Origin of the sequence: Sutcliffiella rhizosphaerae (assembly GCF_917563925.1) — a bacterium.
Taxonomy (GTDB): Bacteria; Bacillota; Bacilli; order Bacillales; family Bacillaceae_I; genus Sutcliffiella_A; species Sutcliffiella_A rhizosphaerae.
Window position 1 is genome coordinate 1 of the sequence record NZ_CAKJTJ010000035.1, and the last position, 20,084, is coordinate 20,084.

The window sequence follows — 20,084 nt, forward strand, 5'->3', positions numbered from 1 at the left end:
GCATAATCCTATACAAATAATCACATCATTTACAAAAACTTCAAATGAAATTATTGAAGTTTCTTTGTCATGCATGTTTTTATTATAACATCTTTAATCTAGTATTATTTAAAAAAAGGGTCGACTTATATTAGCTGGTATAATTGATTGGTAGTCTTTGCAGAAGTGAAGTACGTTTCACTTTCCCCTACCATATAGATGAGGATACTCTCTTCATTTTCCTCACCTAACCATAAATGAATGGGATGCTTTGGCAAATCTTCATCATATATAACCATTAGGTCATAATCAGGTGTAGTTCCCTGAATGCTTGAAGGCAGGATTACCGCCGTTTTAATCGCATTTTCCAATATTTTTATAGATGGCTCGTCCTTAAAGGAAAAGAGGATCTCTTCATTCATATCTCCTATTCCAATTGAGCTGGAAACGTTTATTTCTCTAATCTTTTCATCTAAAAGGACCATTCTATTATCTTGCATATCCTGACAACCTACTAAAATAAATATGCCAATGATGCTTAGTAAAAAATAATAAACTTTCATTCTTTTCTCCTCTTAAAGGTGTAGTAATACTTATATACGAAACGGTTTTCATTTTGGGCTCATTTTTTTACAAAGGCTCTGTTAATGTTTAATGTGGTTTTTTTGTTATAAGAATGGGAAACTCCGTTTTATATGAGTTTCCCATTCTTCACTTTTACCACATATCAATTTGATTTTTGATGAAAACAATCTTCACATATGAAACTACCTTCATTTTTTAAATACGCTTTTATTTCAGTCATCCCTTTACGCTTTGGATACCGCATTTTTATAAAGACAACCTCGTCACCCTTAATTTCTTTATCGCATTTAGTACACTTTGACTCTTCTCCGAACACTGCATATCACCTCCAATTAAAATTTGAGCTTACAAAACCCATGCAAAAGAAAAGGGTTTAAATCATTACCGTATTAAATCAGACGGTGGAAATTCCACCCAATACTAGTACTAAAAGAATGCCTCCAATTAAACACCCTATTTTAGTAAAAAGGATTATTTTTTCTCGTTTTAAGATGTGATTGTCACTGGAATTCATTATTTTTGGTCCTTTCTTCGTGAACTGCTGGTTACTTATTAGCCTAATATATTTTGGGTAAAAATGGTATAACTTAATGCAGTAATTGCTTTTAGTACATTTGACAAATAAGTAATTACGGGTATATACTCGTAATTACAAACCATTTCTTGGAGGTTCTTTCCTTATGAGTTCCTGTTATTGTATTAATCTTAGATCTGCGTCAAGAAGGATGAGCACGCAGTATAGTAACGCTTTAAAACCTTTGAATATAACTGTTTCCCAGTACAGTTTATTGAAAATGATTAAACGTCATCAGATGATATCCATCACACATTTAGCAAAAGAATGTGAATTAGAGCGTTCAACAGTAGGTAGAAATATTAAAGTGCTGGAGAAAATGAATTTCATATATTTTGCTGCTCCTGAGAATAAAAATGATCAACGGGAGAATTTAATCGCAGTTACTGATTATGGTTCACGTGTACTGGAAGAGGCCATTCAAATTTGGCAGTCTGTTCAGAAAGAGATAGAAGATAAACTCGGTGGGGAAGACAAAGCCAGAGAGCTTTTAACCATTTTAAATAGCATCTAGTGGAGATTTCACCTAAACGGGTATATACACGTTTCAGTGAGGGGGATAACTTTTGAAAAAGATTCATTATAGCTGGGTCATCTTAAGCATTGTTTTTATTTCTATCATTGTCGCGGGTATCACTCGTTCATCGTCTGGTGTATTTATCATTCCTTTTGAAAACGAATTTGGTTGGGAACGTACTGAAATTTCCATCGCTATTGGTCTAAACCTCCTGATGTATGGACTATCCGGACCATTTATGGGTGCCTTCGTACAAATTATTGGTGTAAAGAAGATGATGATTATCTCCATGTTTACGATGGCCATTGGGTTAGCTCTCTCATTAGTAATGTCTGAAACTTGGCATCTACTAATTTTATGGGGAATTCTTATCGGATTAGGCGCTTCACTATTTTTAACTGTACTTAGTCCAATTATCGCAAACAGATGGTTCCATCAACGGCGCGGTCTTGCAATAGGAATACTTACCGCTAGTACGGCAACAGGCCAGTTAGTTTTATTACCAGTTGTAGCTTATGTAGTTGAAGCTTCTAGTTGGAGATTTTCTATTTTTATCATTTTAGTGCTGGCTCTACTTACAATTATTCTACTAATCGTTTTTATGAAAGAATTCCCAAAGGATATAGGATTATCCCCCTATGGTGGAGAAGCAACAGTGAGTGCAAGTAAACTAGCTACGAGAAACCCTTTTTCACTAGCTATAAAGACACTTTTTGAAGCCTTTAAATATCGGGAATTTTGGTTACTTGCTGGAAGCTTTTTTATTTGTGGACTTTCTACAAGCGGCTTAATTGGTACACATTTTATTGCGTATTGTATCGGTTTTGGCATTGCTTCCGTTACAGCAGCGTCTATGCTTTCGGTTATGGGAGTATTTGATTTAGTAGGCACAACTGTTTCCGGATGGTTATCTGATAAAATCGATAATCGTTGGTTGCTGTTTTGGTACTATCTATTAAGAGGACTTTCCTTACTATTACTTCCCATTGCTTTATTCGACGGCTCATTTGTATTGTTAATTGTTTTTTCCTTATTTTATGGATTAGATTGGATCGCTACTGTACCACCTACCATTAACATAGCCCGCAATGTTTTTGGGATAGAAAAAAGCGTCATTGTATACGGATGGATCTTCACTGCCCACCAAATGGGCGCTGCTACTGCTGCCTTAGGAGGAGGGTTAGTATTTGAAAGATTTAACGACTATACATCAGCTTTTATAGGAGCAGGAATACTATGCTTTCTTGCAAGCTTGAGTGTTATTATTATTCGGAAAAAGTATGCGTTGCCTGTTAAGGGGTAAGTTTCCCTTTGAATCTACTCTATCTTACAATGAGTAAAGATAGTAATATTTCTCTTTATTTTTCTATTAGTATTTAAGAAATTATTATGATTAATGAAACATTCAAGGTAACCCATAGTTAGATTGGAGAGTTTCATTTTTATGTTCAAATCTTCTACTTTATAACGTTGCAATGTACCAAATTCTTTAAATCTATCTTTATCTTTTTTACGTAGACGAATCCTTGAAGGAAGTGCAAACCGCATTTGGAAAAAAGAAACAAATGCTCAAATTATTATGGAGCTAATTAAGCACATTGTTTACCGTGGACAAGTTACAATTCTTATGCGTTAAGCTTAAATCAAACCTTTTGGGGTTAATGGACCACTAAAAGAAGCTTTGATTCACTTAGGTCTGGAAAATCCACCACTTACGAACTTTTCGTTAGTAATACGAATGGAAAACCCAATAGAAATAGGGTTTCCCTTAATTTTGACTATTATCAACATTAAAATTTAACAAAGCCAAAAAATAAAGAAAGATAAACCAAAACAAACTGCGGCTTATCTTTAAAATATTCATACATAGCATAGATTATTTTTTCATAAATTGCTGCTTAAAATTATCTGTTAAAGGTATTAATTCACTTTCTTCGATTACATAAATTTCATCACACAGCTCTTCAATATCAGCAAAATGGTGACTTGTCAGTAATATGGTTTTCTGTTGTTCTTTTAAGTTTTTAATAATTTCCTTTACATCTTGATATGTTTTGTAATCAAGTGCGTTAAAAGGTTCATCTAAAATTAAAATATGCTGATTTTCCATAATTGCCTGTGCAATTCCTAACTTTTGTTTCATACCTAAAGAGTAATCCTTTACTTTCGTTTTATTTTTGGGGTTTAAGCCGACTAATTGCATAGCTTCTTCAATTTGTTTATTGTTTATCCGATTTTTTATAGCTGCTAAATATTGTAGATTTTTAAAGCCGCTAAAAAGTTCAATATAGCCTGGCTCATTAATAAAAACACCTACACCTTCAGGGAAATCAAATTGTTCTCCTAAAACTTGATTTCGTATTATCACTTGCCCTTTAGTAGGCACTTCAAATCCACATATCAATTTAAACAAAACCGATTTACCACTACCATTACCACCAACAATCCCAACTGTTTGACCTTGTGCAATATTTAATTGAATATCTTTTAATATTTCGTGGCCTGAAAATTGTTTTGATATATTTCTTAATTCAATTTCAACTGTCATTTAATCACCCTCGTTCAAAATATTTATACGACTTCCATCTTATAGTGATAACCATACAGCAAAGGACAATAAAACTAACAATCGCCATTTCTAACATCGTTCTCCCCATTTCCTCCATTCGTGCTAATTGACCACTCCCTGCCACATTGTACGACAGCCAATTTATCGGAAGAACATTAATGAGGTATAAACTCATAGTAGTTAAAAAGGACAATGTTACCCGATTGGTTACAATGAAAAGCACCAATAATAAAGTCATCATGCAACTCAATTCGAGTATTTTAATAAGAACGATGTATGAAAGTAAATACCAATCTATCACCAAAGTTTTATCAAATAAAATACCGATTATTAGTAAAATAGAAACCGACAGGATAACGTAGACAACTGCTAATAATAAGGTGTGACCTAAAACGACCCTCCCCCACGCTGATTTCTTTTGTATGCGCATAAATAATGAAACATATCTGGGATAACACCATGCCTGCACAAATATACCAAACGTGTACATCGGCGTTCCGATGTAAATCATTTGCTCTAACCATGTCAAAACATGCATAGAACCTATTGGTAACCCGTAAAAGAAACGCATAAAATAATCATTTAATGTTTCTTCTATAAAAGCTGCCTTTGTCACTGCTAAAATGGTGATGCTCGTACACCAAATCGATACTAATTTAGGCGTCCATAAGATCCTAGTATAATAAGTGAATAATCCTTTTTTTAACTTCTTAGCATTTCCTGGAGACCAGAACCAAAATCGTAGTATGCTATAGATTTGGAAGAGACTCAGTAGTACCATCGCAAAAATGGTCCACCAAATCGAGTAATTTCCAGTAAAGTTATGATGTAACACTATATAACGATTGATTCCGATGAAAGGTATGTTTCCCATCCAGGGCACTTTGATAGATAAAATCATAACGATGTATAATAAACCAATACAAAAATATGTAGCTTTCCTAGAGAAAAAGTGCACCATTGTCACAAATGTACAGCCTATGAAACTATACCCTACGAATAAATATAGTACAGAGTATAATACGCCTTGGACTGGGTTACTAAACGTACTCATAAAGTATTGCATCATCTCTGCATCCAAAGAGCTTTGCCAGTTATTGTTCAAAGGTAATCCAATTGATACCATCATTGAAACCAAGACAATAATCCCTGCAAATATAAAAGAAAATAAAGTGATTGCTAACCACTTTGTAAACATAAAACGATAAAACTTTTCCGTACGTATTAACTCCACCATACGTGGCTCATTATAAAGTTTTGATAGACAAAGGAGAAAAAACGGTGTCATTAGGAAAATGATGACATAATGATCCGTTATGAGATAAAGGACAAACAAACTAAAACTGCCATCATACGTCTTGCGATCTCCTACAGCTGTTAGTGTGAAAATGGCTATGAATAGTATAAGGGCTTTCGTCATTAGTAAGTTCAAGTGCTGCCAAATGAGGATTTTCATACGTTCACCTACAAGTCATAAATGCGTGCTTTTACCACTTTTCCTTTGTATACTAAATATCCTAAGATAACTAATAGAAGCAAAGCTGGTCCAGTAATAAAGCTCCCCCAGAATAAAGATTCAAACATTACACTGGACGGTTCAAATGCCGTAACTAACCGGTATCTTTCAAGACCTAAAACGGACCAACAAAAATTCTCTAATAGCTCATAAACAAAGGGGCCAGTTAAAATAACAAATAAATTTTTACTATATAAGCTAAATGCAAAACCTAGTGTTGCAATCAAACCACCTATTATGCCTTTCCATAAACTAAATACCAATCCATACAAGAAAGGCTGTTCTATAAAATGTTCTCCAAAAATACGGGATTGAGCGATTATCCCTTTCAACTCACCTGTTATTGGATCAACCTCAGTTAATTGAACTGTAATTGGGGGTACCATATATAATGCAACTAGGACGCCTGTTATTGAAACGCAAAAAATAACTAAAAAACCGCTCCCTGCACTTACCATCCATTTCGATAGTAAATACTGCTCTTTATTCACACGTGGTAATGTATACTTAATAAATCCATTTTTACGCTCAAAATACATAAGCCAGCCTGTGGGAATAACTGCAAGCAACGGGAATATTAGATTAAATATCGGAAATCCAACCTCATACACTTCAAGCTGTGCCTCTAATGCATAACTTTTATAAAAAAATAATGTACTAATTGTAACAGCCACCATAGCAATTGCTGATGTCACAAATACTGCTATTCTCACTTTTCGCCATTCATTCATCATTAATAGTTTCACATTCTATCCCCCTCAATGCCCTTACTATAGCGAAACAAATAAATGGCTGCAATGGCTTAAGAACAAAGAAAGGTTTTACAGGAACGTAAACATTTTCATTCCTGTAAAACCTTCTTTTATTCTTAGAACAGCAAGCCAATGGTCACATAATTTGTTTTTTTCTGCTCATTCTTTAAAAGGAGATGAGCCTTATATTGTTTGGCAATTTTTTGCACATTGTGCAATCCAAAGCCCCGGACACCCTTTTTCGTTGAAAAACCAATTTCAAACATCTTGCGAAATTGCTCGATTGAAATGTAAGGTGATGGATTACTTACTTCAATTACAAACTGATCTTTTTCTTTCTTAAGTGTGACATACACGGTGTCTTCACTTTGACTAGCTTCAAAAGCATTATCAAGTAAAATCCCAAGCACCTCAATTAAGTCGACATCTTCACAGGGCATATTATGAACCGAGAGTGAATTTTCAATTACTACATGAATCCCCATTTGTTCCGCTCTTTTTACTTTTGTATATAGAAACCCAGCCACAACTTTATGATCCATCGTTAATAATTGTTGTTGGTGAGATTGTAATTTTAAATCCCCAGTATATCGAGTAATTTCATGCTTCGCCTCTTCTAAAGTATGAGTTGTTTCAAGAATACTTGTGATAGCTAACATTTTATTAGAAAATTCATGTTGCCTCGCACGTACTTCAAATACAAGTTCATCAATAATAGGTACATACTCTTCCATCGCTATAATCCTAGCTTTTAAAGCCTGTTGTTTCTTTTGTTCAAAAAATAACCATGATATAAGTATAAACACAATAACCGAACCAAACAGCAAGAGCCAACTACCAATCAGTGTAAGTTCATTAGTTTGAAAAATATATACGCTCATCAAAGCTAAAAAGAATATACCCAAAATTAGCTGCTGCATCAATGTCATCTGTTCAAAATGCGTATATGTTAAATATCGAGTGATGAAAAAAACAACCCCTATTGCTATTGCCACACTTATTAAATGGTTCCATGAGCTATCTAACGGTAAAAACAATGTTAACAAGACTGCTTGTATCCGAATCATCATCCAGACCATTAAACTAAGCATGGTCATTAAAAAAATCGTTAAGTGACTACGTTTGAATAGATAACTATTGGCTACTAGTGTAAGAAAACAAAAGCCTATAAGGCTATGTATATGCATTACCGGTAAAACTCCAAGTCCCTTTAATGTCATAATTAGTCCTTGCTCATTGCTCTCACTTAGCAAACAAAACGATGAAATGACACCAATCCACAAAACGTGAGTCCATTTAATTTTAAATGCTTCGCGAAAAAACAAACAAGTAATCATCCAAAGAGCCAAAATATCTAATAAAACGTTCATTTATTTTCCCCTATACGAAGTATGGAGTGACGAAATTTTAATCCTATAGGAATAAGAGGTTGTCCATTCCTTAACCTAATTGTCTGATCAACCTTATCTATTTGTTCTATCATATCCTTATTAACAATAAAGCTTTTATGTACTTGAATAAACCTTTCGTCTAGTAACTCCATGATACCCTTTAATGAGAAACTCGAAATCATTTCTTTCCGTACATTTCCATCGCGTTTTAAATGTAAACAAAGCTTTTTACCAAACGACTCAATATACAATAATTCCTTTAATAGATACTCAAAGATAAATCCTTTCTGTTCAATACGAAGCTTTTGTTCATCAATCTGAATATGTGATAAATACTTTAAGACATCCTGGATCACTTTTAGACATTCTAACTGTGTATACGGCTTCACTAAATAATAAAAACACTTTAATTCTCGGTAAGCATATAATTCTTCTGATAAAACCGCCGTTTCAAAAACGATAGGCGTATACATATAAATAGGCATTGCTCGCAACTGCTTGACTAAATCCGTTCCTTTGTAATCAACAAGCTGAATATCCACAATAAAAAAATCTATCTTACTATTTTCCGCTAAATTTAAAGCTTTTGCTGCACTATCTGTATGGTGAATATTAAATTTTTGGGGTAGCATCTCTAATGTTTTTTTTAATAACTTTTGGATAGCCTGGTCATCTTCAATAATTAAAACGTTCATTACAAAATCTCCTATATATATATTAAACAGGGTATGTTTAAGGGATGATGAACTGTTAAATGGTAATATTCGTATTTTTATTATACCGAAATAAAAACAAAAAATGGTAGAAGAACCTTGGAAACCACCTGTTTATTTTGTCTTACATCTATTAGACGTAATAAACACACTCTTGGCTTTATAAAAAGGTGTTCTAAATATATTTTAAAACAAAAAAACACAACCCTAAAATGGATTGCGCCTTTACTATTAAGTTGAACTAGAAGTCACCCTATATTATATTTTCTCCGCCAGCTCTAATATAATCCCCTCTGGTCCTCGACAATAGAATAATTTATATACATTATTATAGTTATATATCTCACCTAAAGGTTCTGCTCCTATTTTTTCTAACTTAGCAACAAGGGATTCTATATCCTCAACAGCAAAGGCGATGTGTCGAATACCTAAAGCGTTTGCCAAAGGATTTTGTATGCCATTTTCGTCTGATGGCGTGTGAAATTTTACTAGTTCTATATTGGCTTCACCATCTGAAGTTCGCAATACTGCAATTTCACCCTTTACTCCTTCAAGCCCAATCACCCGCTCCACCCACGGATCTTCTATATTTCCTTCACCGACCAGTTCAAGACCAATTTCAAGAAAAAATGCTATTGCAGCTTGAAGATCTTTCACAACTATGCCAACATGATCTATTCTTTTGATTTTCATAATCACATACCTCCTTTGTACTACTATGATCAATATCACTTCTCTTTTGTTTTCTAGTTTTCCTGTTTTTCAACAAGATATATTACCCCTTAGTATACTGTTCAAGTTTTTCAAGGGGATAAGCGTTCGTCCAATGATATGGTTGTAAAATATCTAAAGTTACAAATTTTAATGTGTGGTCTGTGGTTGTCACGCCTACTTTCACACCGGTTCCCCAAAATCTAAGCCTTTCTTGACAGACACCACATGGTGAAAGTATTTTGAATGGGCTATTTTCATCATCTCTAACTACACATAAACAATGTGTCACACAAGAATTATATTTATGCGCTTCACACATTGCTCCAACCTCAATACATAAATCTACACTACTATTGGCTGTCTCTATAGACACACTTGTTAAAAATTTTCCATCATCAGTATGTATTACTGCTACACCACCCCAGCCTTTAGGATATCTCATAGCTATAAAATCCTTCGCTATAAGATACATTTCATTCTCAATACTTGTTACTTCCTGCATACTCTCACTCTCCTGTTTTTAGGTTACCTTTGACCGTTAGCCAATTGTAATTCGACTTAAGCCTCTCTTTTTAAATGTGTAACTTTAAGCCCTCATGCGTTGCCGTAAAGCCTAACTTTTCATAGAAATGAAGTGCTTCGGGTCTCTTTTTATCTGTTGTTAGTTGAACGATATGGCATCCACGCTCTTTGGCACGTTGAATTGCCCATTGAATTAACAAAGATCCTACTCCTTTCCCACGTTCTGAAGATGCAGTACGAACACCTTCAATTGTTGCTCTCCATCCTCCTTGATGAGTAATGTATGGAGTAAATGTAATCTGTTGAACACCTATTATCTTCTCCCCATAACAAGCCACAATCAATTCATTGTTTGGGTCAGCGTTAATAGATTGGAATGCTTTTATATAACTTTCTGGTAAAGGTTGTTTATAAAGCTCTCTTTTGGATCCCAGAACGTCATCTGAAAGCATAAATACAATCTTATCGAGGTCTTGAATTGTTGCTTCTCTAAATGTAACTTGATTTGTATTCATACATTTCCTCTCCAATCTAAACAGAGTTAGTTATGATTAAACTAATTCTAAGTATACACACTCAAGACTTTGTCAATCGGTCCCCTTTTCCCTAAATATAACAAATGTGAGGTATAAATAAAATTTCTGATTTTTTATAAAAAGCCATAAGATCATCTTATTGAACTAACGTTATATTAATAAATAGAATTACTCACAATCTCTATTTTTGATCTTCCATAACCTGTCCTTTAACGGAATGAAATCTAAGTCACAAAATAGTTATTTGAAGGATTAATTCCCTTTTTGTTGAAATTATTACACTTCGTCTTTTTTTCGTATATAACGAGACGGAAGTTTCACATTACACCTAATGGAGGTAAGAAATGCATTACATCATTGAAAAGGTAATAGATCAAATAACTTTCTTTACCGGTTATTCAAGTGTTGAGAAGATTGAAAAGGGTTTATCACCAGATGATAAATATGTGGTTATTAAAGAGGAAAACAAATACCTTTTACGTATTTCAGACATTAAATTCCGGAAAAATAGAGCCACTGAATTTGAGTTACTAAAAGAATTGGAAGAAATGAATATTCAATCACAGAAGCCTATCTTATTTGGTGAACACGATGGCATTTGCTTTATGGTAATAGAGTATATAGAGGGGACCCCTGCAGTTAACGCTTTCAAAAATTGTTCCGATAGTGTTCAACATCAAATAGGATTAAAAGCTGGCAAGGAATTATATAAAATTCATCAAATTATAGCGCCATCCCATGTTGAAAAGTGGCAAGATAGACAGAGTAAGAAATATAGATATTACCTTAATGAATATAACGCAGGTAAATTTAAGCTTAAAAAAGATACTAAGATCCTTAATTTTATTGAAGAAAATATACATATAATTCATGATAGACATAATACGCTACTTCATGACGATTTTCATTTGGAACATATCATTCTATCAGAAAATCAATTTAAAGGGATTATCGACTTTAATGGATTTGATTACGGTGATGCCTATCATGATTTCTATAACCTAGCTTTATTTAGTAGAAGAATTAGCATTCCGTATTGCATTGGCCAAATAGAAGGTTATTTTTCTGCTCCACCAGAAGCGTATTTTTGGAAACTGTATTCCTTGTATGCTGCCATGAACATATTTTCCACAATTATTTGGACTAACAAGAATGACCCTAAATTCTTTGAAGATGCATTAGAAAGACTGGAAATAATTTTAGAAGACCATGATTATTTCAATAATATTAAACCAAGTTGGTATACGCCGTGAATTTGTTCGTAATTAAAGGAATGTCTCGAAATTGTTTACATTCCTTTTTTCTACTATTTGCAAATGGTTCATTTAATCCTGAGTTTCCTTAATTAAAAAATCAGTTACAATCTTTAGACTTGGCGTTACAAAACGTTGCATTCTTAGTGTTACAAAAATAAAAACTCTGTTCCGTTAAGAACAGAGTCCTTAGTTTTATTGAAATATTGAGTTTGCTATCTCTACTAAAGTTTCTGGTTTTACTTGATCTGAAACAGCTTTATTAATACTAAGGGTATACTGCAAACCCTCATTTTCAAACATCAATATATTAAATCCTCTTGCAAAGTTTGTAGTATAGATGGCTTCGCTTCCGTTTTTAAGTTTATAGGTTTTATCTATAAGTTCTTCTCTAAACTGCTTGCCATCTTTTTTAGGAGTAATTCCAATCATGTAGTGATTATCCGTTTTATTTACATGAATGTATTCTATTTCAAATCTACCATTTAATTCCCCATTCATATTACTAAACCTTCCGAAGCTATGCGTAAATTCAATGGGATGCATTTGCACAGGCAATGCAATATCTTTCTTAAAGTGAGCTTCACTCTCTTTCAAAGCAAAATGAACTTCACTGTATCCTAGTTCAAAAAGTTCTTGCTGGAATTCTTCATTTGTATAACCAGCTTGAACACCTTCTGAAAGGGAGAACACAAAAATAAAACAAAAGAAGAGGACTTTAGACAACCTGATAATAACCACATCCTTTAGAAATATCATATTCAGATGTATTATCTGCCAACACTACTACATTTATTAAACAGCGTCTCCACAACTTTAAACAATATTAGTGATAACCACTAACCATTAAAAAGAATAGTCTTATGTGGATATTATTTAATAGGCGATACCTACACGTAATTTTATATAGTTGCTACTATTTATTTGGTTATACGTGAATTCTGCAGTGTCGGACACGGATATTTTCGCTCCACCCTCTGGCAAAAAATTACGCTCTACACGATATTCACCTATACTTTCTCCATCTGGTAAATACGTTGGACAGACAATAGTCCATTCGAGTGTTGACTGTTTAAGCATATCGTAAACTTTATGATGTTCTTCTGCTGCACGGGTTAACCTACGCTTTGATTCACTTGACTGATAACGCAGTAAGTTTGATGTTGTTCTACTTTGCAGGATACCTGCAGTTCCTATAGTTATTATCCTTTGTATACTTTCGTTTTCCATTGCTTCGATAATAAGTGGCATACTTTCTGATAGAGTAGTTGACCCATCTGTGTTTAGTGCGCTAATAACTACATCCATCCCTTGCATTGAACGAACGATATCCTCTTTATTTAAAACATTTCCTTGAATAATAGTTAAATTTTCATTATTTATCTGAATCTTTTCTGGCGTGCGAACTAATACAGTAACTTGATGTCTATCTTGAAGGGCATATGTAACTAATTTGCTGCCAACTCGTCCAGTTGCACCTAAAATTAATATTTTCATGAGAGCGAACCTCCTTTTACTAATACTATTACAATATACTATAAAAGCTTTTTTATCTCCTTTTCTCAATGGAAGTATAATCTCGCATAGTGATTTAATTTGTTAAACAAAAAATACACTTTCAGGGAAAAATTTTTATTTTCTTTAAAAGGGGAACTTAGAAATGGAATTTTCACAAGGAAAAGCTTCAGGAGGATATAAATATGGGTAATCGTTTTGATGGAAAAGTAGTATTAATTACAGGTGCAGGATCTGGATTAGGACAGGCAACAGCCTTACAAATTGCAAAAGAAGGTGCCAAGCTTTCTTTAGTGGATTTAAATAATGATTCGTTAGAGGAAACAAAAAAGGTAATTTTAGAAGTGGCTCCGGAAGCAGAAGTTCTTTTAATACCTGCAGATGTTTCTAGAGAAGATGCTGTTAAAAATTTTGTTCATAAAACCGTCGACAAATATAGCAAAATTGATGGTTTTTTAATAACGCAGGAATTGAAGGCAAACAAAACCTAACAGAGGATTATGGCATTGACGAGTTTCGTAAAGTAGTCGAAATTAACTTGAATGGTGTTTTCTATGGGATGAAATATGTATTAGAAGTAATGAAAAAACAAGGCTCTGGTTCCATCGTTAATACAGCTTCTGTAGGAGGGGGGGGTGTAGGAAATCAGTCAGGGTATGCAGCAGTAAGCATGGTGTTGTTGGATTGACTAGAAACTCTGGAATAGAATACAGACAATACGGCATTAGCATCAAAGCTATTGCACCTGGTGCCATTATGACCCCTATGGTTGAAGGGTCGCTAAAAAAATCGACCCTGAAAATTGGGAGGAAGTAGGAAAGCAATTTGTTGAACCAAACCCAATGAAACGGTTCGGAAAACCAGAAGAGGTTGCTTATTTAGCTGCTTTCTTACTATCCGATCAATCAAACTTCATCAACGCGGTTGTAATACCAATTGATGGCGGACAATCTTTTAAATACTAATTACGTGGATGGGAGAGTGTACCAAGTATTTTGGACACTCTTTTTTTATGAACCTAGCACCGTTCTAAGTAAAAAAATTAGATAAAGTTAGATTAAGCATTAACCCATTGCTTCCTTACTTTAATCCCTATTTACGCGGATTCACTCTAAGAATTGTTCCACTGGGATCCGAAATCCAGTAACCCTTTGAGTTCTCGTGTACCTCCACTTCGTCTCTTCTGTCAATGTTATTTTCCTTTAAATACTCTGCTGCTGTCTTCACGTTGTCAGTCTCAATCTCCAGCCATACATCTTGTTGAGAATAATTGTCCATACAATCTAGCCATAGTGTTACTCCACCAAACTGAAATGCATGTGATTCAGATACGAAACCTAAATATGGAAGTTTGATTACTTCCTTATAAAAGTGTACCGTCTCATTGTACTTATACTTAGGAATTTTTAGTGCAATATTATTTCCACCTGTGAATTCTTCTCTTGTCATTTCCAATTAACTTCCTCCTTCTTTTTTATTTTTACTATACCATCTTTTCGTTTGTTCTAATTTCGATACTCAGATAGGAATAAAAGCAGAATTTTAAATCTATTGAAGAAGTTGTTATAACGATATAGACCCGAGTAATATAATATTGGATTCCCACAACTCAGTTCCATTAATTATCAAGCCTACCCCAAATATAATTTGAAAGAGCCAATTTTACTAAGGATTCTGCCTTTTCACATCTAATTTTTTTATCGCTAACATCGAATTATCCTGAATAATACCTGTATCTACGAAACCAAATGAAGCGTATAATGATCTTGCTTTGACATTATTTATTCGATAAAAGAGGGATACATATTCTGCTTCCCCATATGGCATAGTTTCAATATCCATCAACATTTTTTCAAAGGCTAGTTTGCCATATCCTCTCCCCTGATAACTCTTTCCAATCATAAAATGCCAAATAAAATAGCTCTTCTTTCCGTAAAAAACTTCATTTTCAAATGATTCATGATCCAACGTATCATAAATATACATCAAAAAGCCGACTGCAACTTCATCAGCATAAACAGCATAGGGAGTCGCTGGTATCCCTTCTGCATTCATCGTATGAGCGTCTGCAAAGCTTCTAAGGTTAGTAGTTTCTATTAAATCTTTCTGGTGTTCTCCTACTTCAAGTGCTATCACTTCATCTATGTTATCTCCGCTTATTTTACGTAATTCAATCACTTTTTTATCTCCTCTCCTAAGACAAACCACTTCCAAACATAATCCGTTTTTATGTAGATACTAACAAAAGATTTTCCAAGAGATGATCTAAGTATTTTCCCCTAATGCAATGGGATTCAAGAGAATTAGACAGTCTATCCTAATTTAGTTCTGATTACATTTTTCTGACACTTTCAAAATCTATAAATATGAAGTCCATTATTAATTCCTAAAATCCCCCATATTTTCCCCAAGAATATAATGAGAAAACCACATCAAATTCTGCTTCATTATAGCCACCTTAACTTCTGGCTGATCAGCACCATAGGCCATCCCTTTAAATATAATTAATTCAGTATCCACTTCCATATCCATTAATCCTCGATATAGCTCAAATGCATTTGGAATTGGAACCCTTGCATCCTTTTCACCATGTTGGATTAAGGTGGGGGTACAGGCTGATTTAATATATGTCATTGGGGATGTTTTTGCATATATTTCTGGATCATCCCATGGGTTATTTCCTACATACATCCTAATAAAGTAAGGGATATCTGTATTTGCATAATTGGTATTCCAGTTTGTAATTCCACCTCCAACTGAAATAGCTTTGAATCTACTACTAGATGTAGAACAGAAAGCTGATATATATCCACCATAGCTCCAGCCCATAACCCCTACTCTATCTTTATCTGCAATCCCTATTTCAACTAGTTTATCCACTCCTGATATAACATCATCGTAGTTTGCGATTCCCAGTTTTCTATAGCTTGCTTTTAAGAACTCGTTACCATAACCAGAGCTTCCCCTATAATTAGGTTCTAAAACGATAAAACCTTTCTCGATAAACTGTTCAATCGGATACTTCTCATTAAAGCAGTCTGAAAATATTGGAAAGGATGCCCATGCCGGTCCTCCATGAATTACTACTAATAAGGGATATTTCTTATTAGCGTCTAAATCTACTGGGGTTGATAAAACACCTTCTATTTCAAGACCATCACTACTTTGCCAAGAGATTATTTCCCTATTACTTTTAAGCTTATCTTTGAAAATACTATTTTCATTCGTTAATTTTTTATGGTCTAAATAAATTTCAAAGATCTCATTTGTTACTGCCTTATTATAGGCTAGATGATTACCATCTCTTGTTATAGCAGCCTCCATTATAAAGCCATCTTCACTTAACATTTCCACTGCGCCACCCTCAGGCAGCAATCCAATAAGATAATTTGTTTTACTCTGCCATCTAATTAATATTCCTTTAGCTGTCCAACGTAATGGAATAACCATACTATCAAAATCTGTTAATGGTTGAATTCGCTCTCCATTATTACTATCATAAATTTCTAATGTACTGTCTTGTATATGGCCCTTATAGTAATCCTTCTCCCTAATGCTTACTGCATAACATATTCTGCTGCCATCAGGAGAAAAGCAAACACTCTCTCCAAGGATCTTATCAATATTCAATTTTTGAAGCTTTCCAGCTGCTATATCTAGTATGTATAAATCTCCATTTATAAAATCTTTCATATTCGGGCTTGGGGTAGCCATAAATACAACCTTTTTTCCGTCATGTGAAATATCAAATGTATGGATATGAAAATTCACACCATCCGTTAGTTGATGCACCTTGCTTTGTTCTTCTTTTGCTATGTCTATGTAAAATAAACAATTATTGTGGTAGTCATTATCAACATGGTGAAAATCATCATGTGAATTCTTATCTTTTGACTGAGCAAGGTAGTAAAAACCTTTGCCAGTAGGATCCCATTTGAATTTACTGACCCCATATTTTTCATTCGTAATTTGAACAGCACTATTATGATTTTTTGACTTAACAAAGATTTGGTCCGCTTCACCAACTTGGCTAAGATAGGCGATATCCCTAGAATTTGGGGACCATATTGGGGATGTGCACTCTATGCCCTTCGTTGTTAATGCATAACTCTGTCCCTTATCTTTTTCATATATCCATACATGATTTCTATAATTATTGTCTTTCCAGTTAGCTGTCTTTTTGACAAATGCAACGTTTTTACCATCCTCACTTATGCTTGTACCAGATAAGATTGGTAATGAACTAATCTCTTCCATACTTAAATATGTACTTTTTTTCATTTTCCTTAATACACCCCTTGTAAAATCCATGAAATAAAAAATGGATAGCAATTACTATCCATGAAATTTACCATTACATTTCTATGCGCCTTTTGTTCACATAAAACGTGATTAACGCTACAATGATCAGAACCGGAATTGCAAACATCTGTGCAACAAATAATTTCCAACCAAAGGTATTGTAACCTTCAGACGCTGGAGTTAAAACAACAATAATACAAACTAATAAATAAGAAAATAATGGCGGAAACAACTTCTTCATTCCCCTCCACTCCCTCCTTTCAAGTTGTTAAACAATTATTGGAAAATGTATATATTTTATAATAGCAGACTATTCACCTAAAATAACAAAGTTTACAATATTATCTAAATTTATTTAGATTCTTTAGCATATAAAAAACCGGCAAGCGCCGGTTTTGTATTAAAACAATATTAGCTTTTTTGAGCATTCATAGCTTGCCATTCTTCTTTGCTAGGACCATATACTCCAGGAACATTCAAGCCTGCTTGTCTCATCAGAACTGTCAGTTGACCACGATGGTGGGCCTGATGTTGAATAAGCAAACGGAAAACAGCCTGTATTGGCATATCCTGCCCAAATAGGTTCACCATTTGGTTCATATTTTCATCTGTAACTTGTTCTTCAGCTGCTTGTGTAAAGGACTGACTTAATGTATGGTAGGTTTCTTTAATTTCAGCAGCAGATTTTGGAGCCTCTTTTTGTATTTCAGGTGCCTCAAAAGATACACCAAGCTGCGTAGGAAAGTAGTAAACGGTTCCTGTTATATGCCATGCCAGGCTACCAATGGTATTTAACCCTGGTGAAACTTCTTGATTCAAAGAGTCATCCGTTAGAACATCCAACACTTTTTGAGTTAGAGCTGCTTCTCTTTTCCATTCGTTTAGGAAATCATGTACTGATAAAAACATTCCATTCACTCCTTAAAATAATTCTTTTTTTCCTATTCATTGTACCATGTTCTGTTAATTTTCTGGCTTGTGAAGCAGTCTAAAGTATTCAACTCAAAAAAGAAGCTTGCCCCTCTTTCTGGCAAGCTTTTTCTGGTGCATGTTAAATTACTAGCTATTATTGCGCTGTATACCCGCCATCAACAATCAAACTATTACCAGTCATATACGAAGAATCATCTGAGGCCATGAAAAGTACTGCTTTTGCCATTTCTTCTGCTTGACCAAGACGTTTCATCGGTGTGGCTTGAGATAAAGCTTGTTTGCTTTCTTCCGGAATAATTGGTGTATCAATGAAGCCTGGGCATAGTGCGTTAACGCGAATATTTTGTTCTGCATATTCAAGAGCAAGAGAACGAGTTAAATTGACTACGCCACCTTTTGCTGCATTATAAGCTGCTGAACCAGGTGATCCAACCCAACCGTACATAGAGGCCGTATTCACAATTGTACCTCCGCCTGTTTTTAACATTTCACGAATAGATTCACGTGCCACTAAGAAGACACCATCTAAGTCAACATTTACAGTATTGCGCCATTCGGAGTATTCTAACTCATGGGATGGATGTACACGGCCAATTCCCGCATTGTTGAAAACAATATCCACTTTCCCGAACGTTTCAACCGTTTGTTTGAAAGTATTTGCGACTTCCTCTTCGTTTGTAATGTTTGTTTTTATGAAAATAGCATCCGCATTAAGCGCTCTCAATTCAGATGCAAAAGCTTTTCCCTTTTCCTCATTTAGATCGACAAGGACCACTTTTGCTCCTTCTGAAACGAATAATCTTGCTGTTGCTGCTCCAATACCAGATGCTCCACCGGTAATTATTGCTACATTATCTTGTAATTTACCCAACGTAATTCCTCCTCATTCTAAGACTTTATAAGCATACTTTGGGTAAGTATAATAGTTAGTATCTATTATACTTACTTCTTTATTCCTAATTAAATTGTACTATCTTGTACATGATTAACAATCATTAAGATATCGTCAAATGTCTATTAGATAGACACTTAAAATGAATCTGTCTATATTGAAGGAGATTTATTCATGAATAATGAACACGCTACAAAATCACAACGGCAAAATCGGACAAAAGCTCATTTGCGACATGCATTAATTGAACTTATTAAAGAAAAAGGGTACCATTCCGTTTCGGTAACAGATATTGTCGAATTCGCTTCTTATAATCGGAGTACATTCTATCTCCATTACACAGACAAATTGGAATTAGCAGAGGACACACTTGACTTTATGCTTCAAGGATTAGAAGCCTCAGTGGGCAAAGCCTATATACATGGACAAAAAATTTATACAGTGAAACTAAATGCACCATCTTTTAATATCGTTACTTATATCTATACTAATCGTGATTTTTTTTCCTTAATTAATTATGCCGACACATTACCAAACTTACATTCACAGTTTCCTCAAACTATCTTAAAAATTTATAACGAACAGTTTCATTTTGAGACCATTAACAATACCCCAGTCAATATGGAATACTTTAAGCGTTACACTGCCTATGGCTTTTACGGTCTTCTTCAAAATTGGATTCATCATGGATTTCAAGAAACGCCAGAGAACTTCATTCAAGAAGTCATTAGTCTAACGAAAACACATATTTACTCCTTTAAATATATTGGAAATAGTTCTATTTGAAGTGTTCAAGAGGGAAATGTTACATTCGTAAAAAA

22 protein-coding genes and 2 pseudogenes are annotated in these 20,084 nt (G+C 34.2%); 6 read left to right on the forward strand and 18 right to left on the reverse strand.

The annotated features are described in order from the left end of the window. Window positions 1–125 precede the first annotated feature (125 nt). Both LRP81_RS19390 and LRP81_RS19395 read right to left on the reverse strand, forming a co-directional pair. Window positions 126–542 carry a hypothetical protein gene (locus LRP81_RS19390; RefSeq protein WP_230504223.1) on the reverse strand — a complete coding sequence of 139 codons (417 nt, stop codon included), beginning with the start codon at window positions 540–542 and terminating at the stop codon, window positions 126–128. Window positions 543–706: 164 nt separating this feature from the next. Continuing rightward, window positions 707–880: a Fe3+ hydroxamate ABC transporter substrate-binding protein gene (locus tag LRP81_RS19395; protein WP_230504225.1), complete on the reverse strand. Its 174-nt coding sequence runs from the start codon at window positions 878–880 to the stop codon at window positions 707–709. Window positions 881–1,322: 442 nt separating this feature from the next. Here LRP81_RS19395 and LRP81_RS19400 point away from each other — a divergent pair, with 442 nt between their 5' ends. From LRP81_RS19400 to LRP81_RS19410, 3 genes and pseudogenes are all read left to right on the forward strand, one after another. Then, the gene (locus LRP81_RS19400; protein WP_230504227.1) at window positions 1,323–1,652 is read left to right on the forward strand and encodes a MarR family winged helix-turn-helix transcriptional regulator; all 330 of its coding nucleotides are present in this window, start codon (window positions 1,323–1,325) and stop codon (window positions 1,650–1,652) included. A 52-nt stretch (window positions 1,653–1,704) separates the two neighbouring features. Further along, complete coding sequence (locus LRP81_RS19405) at window positions 1,705–2,958, forward strand: MFS transporter (protein WP_230504229.1); 1,254 nt, start codon at window positions 1,705–1,707, stop codon at window positions 2,956–2,958. 208 nt (window positions 2,959–3,166) lie between these two features. Next, window positions 3,167–3,369: pseudogene (locus LRP81_RS19410) on the forward strand (DinB family protein); the annotation flags it as partial. Window positions 3,370–3,531: 162 nt separating this feature from the next. Here LRP81_RS19410 and LRP81_RS19415 read toward each other — a convergent pair. The 8 genes from LRP81_RS19415 to LRP81_RS19450 all read right to left on the reverse strand — a co-directional run bounded on the left by LRP81_RS19415 (window position 3,532) and on the right by LRP81_RS19450 (window position 10,347). Beyond that, window positions 3,532–4,203: an ABC transporter ATP-binding protein gene (locus LRP81_RS19415; protein WP_230504231.1), complete on the reverse strand. Its 672-nt coding sequence runs from the start codon at window positions 4,201–4,203 to the stop codon at window positions 3,532–3,534. Window positions 4,204–4,207: 4 nt separating this feature from the next. Continuing rightward, entirely contained in the window at window positions 4,208–5,680 is a 1,473-nt protein-coding gene (locus tag LRP81_RS19420; RefSeq protein WP_230504233.1) for a hypothetical protein, read from the reverse strand. Between the two features lie 8 nt (window positions 5,681–5,688). Next, on the reverse strand, window positions 5,689–6,486 hold the full coding sequence (locus LRP81_RS19425; RefSeq protein ID WP_230504235.1) for a hypothetical protein: 798 nt from the start codon (window positions 6,484–6,486) through the stop codon (window positions 5,689–5,691). Between the two features lie 122 nt (window positions 6,487–6,608). After that, a complete protein-coding gene (locus LRP81_RS19430; protein ID WP_230504237.1) occupies window positions 6,609–7,862 on the reverse strand; it encodes a sensor histidine kinase in 1,254 nt (417 codons plus the stop codon). Then, window positions 7,859–8,578, reverse strand: coding sequence for a LytR/AlgR family response regulator transcription factor (locus LRP81_RS19435; RefSeq protein WP_230504239.1), 720 nt, complete (start codon window positions 8,576–8,578; stop codon window positions 7,859–7,861). The genes LRP81_RS19430 and LRP81_RS19435 overlap by 4 nt, the downstream gene beginning before the upstream one ends. A gap of 276 nt (window positions 8,579–8,854) precedes the next feature. Continuing rightward, on the reverse strand, window positions 8,855–9,289 hold the full coding sequence (locus tag LRP81_RS19440) for a VOC family protein (RefSeq protein WP_230504241.1): 435 nt from the start codon (window positions 9,287–9,289) through the stop codon (window positions 8,855–8,857). An 82-nt stretch (window positions 9,290–9,371) separates the two neighbouring features. Then, window positions 9,372–9,812, reverse strand: coding sequence for a cytidine deaminase (locus tag LRP81_RS19445; RefSeq protein WP_230504243.1), 441 nt, complete (start codon window positions 9,810–9,812; stop codon window positions 9,372–9,374). A 70-nt stretch (window positions 9,813–9,882) separates the two neighbouring features. Then, window positions 9,883–10,347, reverse strand: coding sequence for a GNAT family N-acetyltransferase (locus LRP81_RS19450; RefSeq protein WP_230504245.1), 465 nt, complete (start codon window positions 10,345–10,347; stop codon window positions 9,883–9,885). 365 nt (window positions 10,348–10,712) lie between these two features. Between LRP81_RS19450 and LRP81_RS19455 the strand changes: the two genes are divergently transcribed. After that, window positions 10,713–11,621, forward strand: a complete 909-nt coding sequence (locus tag LRP81_RS19455; RefSeq protein WP_230504247.1) for an aminoglycoside phosphotransferase family protein — start codon at window positions 10,713–10,715, stop codon at window positions 11,619–11,621. Window positions 11,622–11,816: 195 nt separating this feature from the next. Here LRP81_RS19455 and LRP81_RS19460 read toward each other — a convergent pair whose 3' ends face one another. Next, complete coding sequence (locus LRP81_RS19460; RefSeq protein ID WP_230504249.1) at window positions 11,817–12,314, reverse strand: hypothetical protein; 498 nt, start codon at window positions 12,312–12,314, stop codon at window positions 11,817–11,819. A 183-nt stretch (window positions 12,315–12,497) separates the two neighbouring features. Beyond that, window positions 12,498–13,118, reverse strand: coding sequence for an NAD(P)-dependent oxidoreductase (locus LRP81_RS19465; protein ID WP_230504251.1), 621 nt, complete (start codon window positions 13,116–13,118; stop codon window positions 12,498–12,500). Between the two features lie 203 nt (window positions 13,119–13,321). Here LRP81_RS19465 and LRP81_RS19470 point away from each other — a divergent pair. Next, a pseudogene (locus LRP81_RS19470) lies at window positions 13,322–14,101 on the forward strand (SDR family oxidoreductase). A 127-nt stretch (window positions 14,102–14,228) separates the two neighbouring features. Here the strand turns inward: LRP81_RS19470 and LRP81_RS19475 are convergent. The 6 genes from LRP81_RS19475 to LRP81_RS19500 form a co-directional block, all read right to left on the reverse strand. Beyond that, window positions 14,229–14,585: a hypothetical protein gene (locus LRP81_RS19475; RefSeq protein WP_230504288.1), complete on the reverse strand. Its 357-nt coding sequence runs from the start codon at window positions 14,583–14,585 to the stop codon at window positions 14,229–14,231. Window positions 14,586–14,801: 216 nt separating this feature from the next. After that, a complete protein-coding gene (locus LRP81_RS19480; RefSeq protein WP_230504253.1) occupies window positions 14,802–15,314 on the reverse strand; it encodes a GNAT family N-acetyltransferase in 513 nt (170 codons plus the stop codon). A 201-nt stretch (window positions 15,315–15,515) separates the two neighbouring features. After that, complete coding sequence (locus LRP81_RS19485) at window positions 15,516–17,417, reverse strand: S9 family peptidase (RefSeq protein WP_399208152.1); 1,902 nt, start codon at window positions 17,415–17,417, stop codon at window positions 15,516–15,518. Between the two features lie 73 nt (window positions 17,418–17,490). Next, complete coding sequence (locus LRP81_RS19490; protein WP_230504257.1) at window positions 17,491–17,679, reverse strand: DUF4017 family protein; 189 nt, start codon at window positions 17,677–17,679, stop codon at window positions 17,491–17,493. Window positions 17,680–17,849: 170 nt separating this feature from the next. After that, window positions 17,850–18,347, reverse strand: coding sequence for a DinB family protein (locus LRP81_RS19495; protein WP_230504259.1), 498 nt, complete (start codon window positions 18,345–18,347; stop codon window positions 17,850–17,852). Between the two features lie 157 nt (window positions 18,348–18,504). Beyond that, window positions 18,505–19,242 carry an SDR family NAD(P)-dependent oxidoreductase gene (locus LRP81_RS19500; RefSeq protein WP_230504261.1) on the reverse strand — a complete coding sequence of 246 codons (738 nt, stop codon included), beginning with the start codon at window positions 19,240–19,242 and terminating at the stop codon, window positions 18,505–18,507. A 195-nt stretch (window positions 19,243–19,437) separates the two neighbouring features. Here LRP81_RS19500 and LRP81_RS19505 point away from each other — a divergent pair, with 195 nt between their 5' ends. Further along, window positions 19,438–20,049 (forward strand): TetR/AcrR family transcriptional regulator, encoded by a 612-nt coding sequence (locus LRP81_RS19505; protein WP_230504264.1) that lies wholly within the window; start codon window positions 19,438–19,440, stop codon window positions 20,047–20,049. Window positions 20,050–20,084 lie beyond the last annotated feature (35 nt).

Excerpts from the sequence above, each read along its gene's own strand:
- LRP81_RS19390 (WP_230504223.1), bottom strand. The coding sequence starts at position 542 with ATGAAAGTTTATTATTTTTTACTAAGCATCATTGGCATATTTATTTTA.
- LRP81_RS19415 (WP_230504231.1), bottom strand. The coding sequence starts at position 4,203 with ATGACAGTTGAAATTGAATTAAGAAATATATCAAAACAATTTTCAGGC.
- LRP81_RS19420 (WP_230504233.1), bottom strand. The coding sequence starts at position 5,680 with ATGAAAATCCTCATTTGGCAGCACTTGAACTTACTAATGACGAAAGCC.
- LRP81_RS19430 (WP_230504237.1), bottom strand. The coding sequence starts at position 7,862 with ATGAACGTTTTATTAGATATTTTGGCTCTTTGGATGATTACTTGTTTG.
- LRP81_RS19435 (WP_230504239.1), bottom strand. The coding sequence starts at position 8,578 with ATGAACGTTTTAATTATTGAAGATGACCAGGCTATCCAAAAGTTATTA.
- LRP81_RS19440 (WP_230504241.1), bottom strand. The coding sequence starts at position 9,289 with ATGAAAATCAAAAGAATAGATCATGTTGGCATAGTTGTGAAAGATCTT.
- LRP81_RS19445 (WP_230504243.1), bottom strand. The coding sequence starts at position 9,812 with ATGCAGGAAGTAACAAGTATTGAGAATGAAATGTATCTTATAGCGAAG.
- LRP81_RS19450 (WP_230504245.1), bottom strand. The coding sequence starts at position 10,347 with ATGAATACAAATCAAGTTACATTTAGAGAAGCAACAATTCAAGACCTC.
- LRP81_RS19455 (WP_230504247.1), top strand. The coding sequence starts at position 10,713 with ATGCATTACATCATTGAAAAGGTAATAGATCAAATAACTTTCTTTACC.
- LRP81_RS19465 (WP_230504251.1), bottom strand. The coding sequence starts at position 13,118 with ATGAAAATATTAATTTTAGGTGCAACTGGACGAGTTGGCAGCAAATTA.
- LRP81_RS19475 (WP_230504288.1), bottom strand. The coding sequence starts at position 14,585 with ATGACAAGAGAAGAATTCACAGGTGGAAATAATATTGCACTAAAAATT.
- LRP81_RS19485 (WP_399208152.1), bottom strand. The coding sequence starts at position 17,417 with ATGAAAAAAAGTACATATTTAAGTATGGAAGAGATTAGTTCATTACCA.
- LRP81_RS19490 (WP_230504257.1), bottom strand. The coding sequence starts at position 17,679 with ATGAAGAAGTTGTTTCCGCCATTATTTTCTTATTTATTAGTTTGTATT.
- LRP81_RS19495 (WP_230504259.1), bottom strand. The coding sequence starts at position 18,347 with ATGTTTTTATCAGTACATGATTTCCTAAACGAATGGAAAAGAGAAGCA.
- LRP81_RS19505 (WP_230504264.1), top strand. The coding sequence starts at position 19,438 with ATGAATAATGAACACGCTACAAAATCACAACGGCAAAATCGGACAAAA.